Here is a 6,143-nt window from a genome sequence, read left to right on the forward strand (position 1 = left end):
CCCGAGACGCTTCGCAGCCTTGGAGATACGCAGCAACTCCATGCACGCAACTATACATGCAACACTAAGGATTACTAACGAAGTTGGTGAGCCTGGCAGGAAGAGGGCTCGGACCAGGAGCGCGGCGAGGTCTACGGTCGGCTCATGGAGTGGTTCACCAAGCACCGAGCCGACGGGACGATCGTCGACGCCCAGCAGCTCCGCGAACCCGACACCGCGACCACGGTCGTGGTCGAGGAGGGCCGCTCCACCATGATCGACCGCCCGCTGCTGGAGGCCAAGGAGGCGATCGGCGGCTACGCGATCGTCGACGTGCCCGACCTGGACGCCGCCCTGGAACTGGCGGCGAGCTTCCCGGTGCCCGACGGCAAGGTGGAGGTGCGTCCGCTTGTCGAGCGCTGACCCGGCAGGCGCCGGGGACACCCGGTCGCTGATCGAGCGGGTCTTTCGCGAGGAGGCGGGCCGGCTGACCGCCAGCCTGGTCCGCCTCCTCGGCGACTTCGACCTGGCCGAGGAGATGGTCAGCGAAGCCGTCGTCGAGGCGCTGCGGCGCTGGCCGAGCACCGGCCCGCCCAGGCGGCCCGGAGCCTGGCTCCTGACCTGCGCGCGCAACAGGGCCCTCGACCGCATCCGCCGCGAGGCCCGCTTCCAGGACCGGCTCCCGCAGCTCGCGGCCCGTATCGAGGCCCTTCCCGAGACGGCCGAACGCGAACCCGACGACCGCCTCCGGCTCATCTTCACCTGCTGCCACCCGGCGCTGGACCCGGACGCCCAGGTCGCGCTGACCCTGCGCGCCGTCGTGGGCCTGACCACCGCCGAGATCGCGCGGGCGTTCCTGGTGCCCGAGGCCACCCTCGCCAAGCGGGTGACCCGGGCCAAGAAGAAGATCGCCACCGCCGGTATCCCCTACCGCGCGCCCGAGCCCGAGGAGCGCGCCGCACGACTGCCCCAGGTCATGCGCGTGGTCTACCTCGTCTTCAACGAGGGCTGTTTCACCACCGCGGGAGACGTGGGGGTGCGGCGCGAACTGGTCGATGACACCGAATGGCTCGCCGCCCTCCTCGCCGGCTCACTGCCCCAGGAGCCGGAACCCCTCGCCCTGCTCGCCCTGATCCGCCTGCACGCGGCCCGCTGGCCCGCCCGCCTGGACCCCGAGGGGCGGCTGATTCCGCTCGCCGACCAGGACCGTACCCGATGGGACACTCGGTGCATCCGCAGTGCCACCGCCCTCATCGAGCGGGCGGCCATGCTCGGCAGTCCGGGCCCGTACCAGATCGAGGCCGCCATCGCCGCCGTACACTGCGAGGCACCCACCTGGAAAGACACCGACTGGCCCCAGCTCCTGCGGCTGTACGACATGTTGCTGGCCGTCGACCCGTCACCGGTGGTACGCCTGAACCGCGCGATCGTGCTCAGCCACACCGACGGCCCGGTCCTCGCGCTGGCCCAAGTCGAGGCTCTCGGCGATCAGTTGGGCCGCTACCACCTGTTCCACGCCACCCGGGCCGCACTCCTGCGCGACCTCGGCCGGGACACGGAGGCCACCGAGGCCGACCGGCAGGCTCTCCGCCTCACCGCCAACCCCGCCGAGCGGTCCCTGCTCACCGCCCGCCTGACGCCGTAGACGTGAGGTTGGCTTCAGGGAGCGAGGTCGGCCGTCGCCTGTGGGCGGTGGTCGGGCTGCGACAGCATGTGGGTGTCGATGAAGTGCAGGGTCATGGTCCTGCGTTCGTCGGAGGTCCACCCGGAGGCCCATCGGCGCAGGCGCTCGGCCAGTTCCCTCGCCTCCGTCCCGGTGAGCCGGCCGCAGGGCGATCCAGCGCTGTGTGCAGTCGTCCGCCCAGGCGGCCCCGACCCCGGTGGGGAATCCGATCGCGAGATGGCATGTGAGGACGTCGAGGACGCCGTTGAGATTGCTCGCCTCCCCTGCGCAGTTCGGCGTGATCGGGACAGAACTCGACGGCGCGGAATCAGTCGCAGGCGCTGTCCCGGGAGGTGAGGTAGGGGCCCACGTGCGATGCGGCCGCGGCCATGCGCGGATGAGATCCTCGTGATCGGGGTTGGCGTGGACCCAGGAAGTCGAGCGGAAGGGAAAGTGCCGCAGAAGAGCGGGTGTTGTGTGCCCGGCCTGCGTGATCCGGTCCGCCGGTCCACGGCACCGACGGATCACATCGTGCCGTCGACCTCCCGCACCAGCTCAATCGCCCTGGCCAGGGTGTCGAGCCGGGCGTGCAGCGTCTCCCCGGCCGGGTACAGGCGTACGGTGTCCACTCCGGTGGCGCGCCATACCCGGAGCCGGTCGCGCACCATGGTTTCGGTACCGATGAGCGTCGTACCCAGGACCATCTCGTCGGTCACCAGCGCCGCCGCCCCGTCCCGGTCGCCGGCCTGCCATCGCTCGCGGACCTCGGCGGCGACCTCGGCCCAGCCCTGACGGCTGTAGGCGTTGTTGTAGAAATTGGTGGACGCCGACCCCATGCCGCCCAAGCTGAAGGCCAGTTCCTTCTTGCGTCGGTCGGTCATCGCGCCGAGGGCCTCCTCGTCGGGCGCGAAGTCGACCTCGGCGCCCTGGCACACGTCCAGGTCGTCGCGGGTACGGCCGCTGCGGGTCAGGCCGTCGTCGAGGTGGGTGAAGTAGGCGTCGTCCGCGCCCTCGGGTACGAAGCTGGTGCCCAGCCAGCCGTGGGCGACCTCCCCGGTGAGCCGCAGCATGGCCGGTGACAGGGCGGCCAGATACAGCGGGACCGGGTGCTCGGCCCGCGTCGACAGCCGCATGGGGACCGCCTCGCCCCCGGGCAGCGGGATGGTGAACTCCGCTCCCGAATAGGAGAGTTTCCCGCCGTCCAACAGCCGCTGGACGATCTCCACGGTTTCCCGCATACGGCGCAGCGGCCGGGCGAACGGCACCCCGTGCAGTCCCTCCATGACCTGTGGTCCCGAGGCTCCCAGGCCCAGCAGGAAGCGTCCACCGGAGAGATTGGACAGCGTGATGGCGGTCTGCGCGACGGCGGCCGGGGTGCGGGTGCCCAGCTGCATGACCCCGGATCCCAACAGCATCCGGTCGGTGAGCGCGGCGTAGTAGCCCAGCGCGGAGGGGGCGTCGGAGCCCCAGGCCTCGGCGACCCAGCAGATGTCCAGGCCCAGCTTCTCCGCCTCGACGACGAAGTCGGCCTGCTCGGTCCAGTTCTCGCCGCCCGAGGCCTCGATCGTGGTGGCCGTACGCATCACGCCTCCGCCCGCTTCTTGATGCGCCCGAGGGTCGTGGTGATGCTCCGCTCGAACTCGCGCAGCCGTACGAACACGATCTTCTGCTCCTTGTCCGGCATCCGGTCGATCGCGACGGAGAGCCCTGAGCGTCCCGGACCCAACTGCATCCACTGCGACAGTTCCGTCCCGCCGGTCTCGGGCCGAAGGCGGAAGCGCCAGATCGCGGAGGGGGTGGCGGGATCCTGCACCGCCCAGGCGAGGACTCGTTCGGGTTCGCACTCGATGACATGCGATGTGGTGGACCACTCGCCGAACGCCTCGTGCTTGCTGTGGCCGACGAACCTGGCGCCCACGGTCGGTCCGTCGGCTCCGTCGAGCCATTCGACGGACTGGAGTTCCTCGCTCATGGCCGGCATCAAGGCGATGTCGCTGACCAAGGCCCACACCCGGTCCGGTGGGGCGTCGATCCAGGTACGCACCTCGACCGTGGGTTTGTCCGCGTAGCGCGCGCCCGTCCACTCCACGTCAACCGGCCTCCTCGCCGTCAGGGGGGTGTTTGCATAAGAGTTGCGTCACAAGACTTACCATGTCAAGAGCTCGGCGGCAGTCCTGATCAAGCCGCACCGAATCGGCGCTGCACATTCGGCCGGCGCTTGAGCCGCTCGGGATAGCCGGGTCCCATGCGCATCGACGTCTCCTGGGCCGCCAGGGGTCGTCGGCAGACGGAGCACACCACCTCCGCCGTGGTGTCGTGGTCACACGCATCGTGGTGGAATACCACCGGGACGCCCTCGTCACCGGCCAGCCATCGGTCGCCCCATCGGGACATCGTGGCCAGCACGGTGAAGAGGTCGCGTCCTTTCTCCGTGAGGACGTAGTCGTAGCGCGGTGGTTCGGTCTCGTAGAGCCGCTTCTCCAGCACCCCCTCGTCCACCAGGCGGCGCAGCCGGTCGGTGAGGGTGTTGCGCGCGATGCCCAGTTCCTGCTGGAACTCGTCGAAGCGGCGAATGCCGTAGAACGCTTCTCGCACGACGAGGGGCGTCCAGGGGTCACCCAGCAGGTCAAGGGTGCGCGCGACGGAGCACGGCCAGTTGGCGAAGGACGTTCGTTTCATGTTCCCGATGGTAGTCAGTCTCGCCAAGAAACTCAGCAGAAAGCGTGGCGGATCGCTGCGGTGATGTGCCAGTTCGGCCTGATCGCCGGGCCGGGGGAGGGGTCGGCCCTGGGCCTGGCTTGCGCGCGAGGACCTGGATGCCCGATGACTCGTGTCCGTTCATGGTGAGCACCGTGATGGTCCGGGTGTCGACGGTTTCGAAACCGGCGAGCAGGGCGGCGAGCCACTCGCGGGAGTGATGGCGGCAGACCACACCGTCGTCGGTCTCGAACACGCCGTAGCTGCCGTTCCGATCGGCATGGCGGTCGAAGCGGCTGCGGTTGCGTGCGTCGTCCTGCAGCAGCAGGTCGCTGATGTAGAGGATCCCGCCCGGCTTGAGGACGCGGTTCAGCTCGGCGATCAGCCGGTGCTGGGCCTTGTCGCCGGGGACGCAGGTCAGCACGGCGAAGAGCAGGACCGCGTCGAAGTCGGCGGCCCGGTAAGGCGAGAGCGGCGGTGCGTCCAGGGTGGCAAACCGCATGGCGGGGTGCAGCCGGCGTGCGCGTCTGACCATGTCCGGCGAGGTGTCGGCCCCGGTGAGGTTGTCGAAGCCGTGCTGTTCCAGCTCTGCCATGATCCGGCCGCAGCCGCAGCCGCACCCGTAGTCGAGGATCGCGGCGTGCCGGCCGACGCCGTCGAGCCAGGGCGGATGGAGCGGGTGGGTGAACGTCTTCGTGGCCGCGGCGGCGTCCCAGTAGGGGACCTGGCTGTCAAGGTGGGACATGGCGGACGCCTCCCCGGGCGCTTGGGCGAAGTCGGTCATGCTGCCACGCCGACGACGAGTGCTGCGAGGGCCTTCGTCGCACAGAAGGTCACGCCAACCCAGATGTCAGTGCTCCCGGTTATGGTGCCCGCCATGGACAAAGGACTGCTGACACAAGCACTTTCCGGTTCCTGGGAGCAGACCCGGTCGGCTCGTGATGCTCTGGTGGAGCAGGGGACGGCCGTCATCGGCGCCGTTCTGGACGTGCTCTGCGACGAGCAGTCCCCCGTCGAGTGGACCGTCCCGGCGGACGTGCTGTGCAGGATCGGGGAGCCTGCTCTCCTCCCTCTGGCAGACGCAGCCGTGGTGGAGGACTCGCCCGAAGTCGTGAGAAGAGTCGGATGGGCGCTGGGACGACTGGAGGTGGGCGATCAGGGGGTCTACGCACCACTGCTGGATCACCCCCACCCGCGAGTGCGCAGCACCGCTCTCTTCGCCTTCCAGACCCAAGGCGAGGCGGCGGTGAGGTTCGTCGACCGGCTGATCCCGTTGCTCGGAGACCCGGAACCCGAAGTCCGGCGGCGAGCGGTCCTGGCGTTCCAGGCGATCGGCACCGCGGCCGTCCCCGACCTGCGACGCGTGCGCCGCGGTCCCGCACCCGGGCCCAGGGTGAGAGCCGGCGCTCTGGAGGCCCTCGCCGCCGCCGCGGGACCCGCCGCTCTCGACTCCAGGGACCAGAACGCCTGGCGTCGGCTGACGAGAATCAAGCTCTCGGCCGAGGTTCCCGAAGGCATGCACCTGTGCGGCTCCTGGTACGCGGTGCGGACCGCCGACCAGGCGGCGGTACTGGATGCCTTCGACCTCGCCGACCCCGAGCCGGTCACGCTTCGGACCGGCGCGGCGGCCTGGAACCACGATCACCACGACTGGCAGCGCACCCGCCCGCACTCCGACTGCTCCCGGGTCTTCGTCAGCCCCGCCCTGAAAGGCTCAACAACTTCGTTAGCTATCCCGGGTGTTGTGCTCGTATAGTTCTGTGCATGGAGTTGCTGCGGTTGTCCAAGGCTGCGAAGTGTCTCG

At 69.7% G+C, this 6,143-nt stretch carries 7 protein-coding genes; 3 read left to right on the forward strand and 4 right to left on the reverse strand.

The genetic code is table 11. The annotated features are described in order from the left end of the window. Window positions 1-144 precede the first annotated feature (144 nt). The gene (locus AB0M27_RS46155) at window positions 145-402 is read left to right on the forward strand and encodes a YciI family protein (RefSeq protein WP_365732148.1); all 258 of its coding nucleotides are present in this window, start codon (window positions 145-147) and stop codon (window positions 400-402) included. Continuing rightward, window positions 389-1,624: an RNA polymerase sigma factor gene (locus AB0M27_RS46160; protein WP_365732150.1), complete on the forward strand. Its 1,236-nt coding sequence runs from the start codon at window positions 389-391 to the stop codon at window positions 1,622-1,624. Before AB0M27_RS46155 ends, AB0M27_RS46160 begins: the two co-directional genes overlap by 14 nt. A 542-nt stretch (window positions 1,625-2,166) precedes the next feature. Here the strand turns inward: AB0M27_RS46160 and AB0M27_RS46165 are convergent. The 4 genes from AB0M27_RS46165 to AB0M27_RS46180 form a co-directional block, all read right to left on the reverse strand. Beyond that, window positions 2,167-3,225, reverse strand: a complete 1,059-nt coding sequence (locus tag AB0M27_RS46165) for an LLM class flavin-dependent oxidoreductase (protein WP_365732152.1) — start codon at window positions 3,223-3,225, stop codon at window positions 2,167-2,169. Then, window positions 3,225-3,731, reverse strand: coding sequence for an SRPBCC family protein (locus AB0M27_RS46170; protein WP_365732154.1), 507 nt, complete (start codon window positions 3,729-3,731; stop codon window positions 3,225-3,227). Before AB0M27_RS46170 ends, AB0M27_RS46165 begins: the two co-directional genes overlap by 1 nt. Before the next feature lie 89 nt (window positions 3,732-3,820). Continuing rightward, on the reverse strand, window positions 3,821-4,321 hold the full coding sequence (locus tag AB0M27_RS46175; protein WP_365732156.1) for a helix-turn-helix domain-containing protein: 501 nt from the start codon (window positions 4,319-4,321) through the stop codon (window positions 3,821-3,823). Then, the gene (locus tag AB0M27_RS46180; RefSeq protein WP_365732158.1) at window positions 4,269-5,084 is read right to left on the reverse strand and encodes a class I SAM-dependent methyltransferase; all 816 of its coding nucleotides are present in this window, start codon (window positions 5,082-5,084) and stop codon (window positions 4,269-4,271) included. The genes AB0M27_RS46175 and AB0M27_RS46180 overlap by 53 nt, the downstream gene beginning before the upstream one ends. Before the next feature lie 132 nt (window positions 5,085-5,216). Between AB0M27_RS46180 and AB0M27_RS46185 the strand changes: the two genes are divergently transcribed. Next, a complete protein-coding gene (locus AB0M27_RS46185; protein ID WP_365732160.1) occupies window positions 5,217-6,095 on the forward strand; it encodes a HEAT repeat domain-containing protein in 879 nt (292 codons plus the stop codon). Window positions 6,096-6,143: the final 48 nt, after the last annotated feature.

The organism is Streptomyces sp. NPDC052107 (assembly GCF_040680215.1).
Classification (GTDB): Bacteria; Actinomycetota; Actinomycetes; order Streptomycetales; family Streptomycetaceae; genus Streptomyces.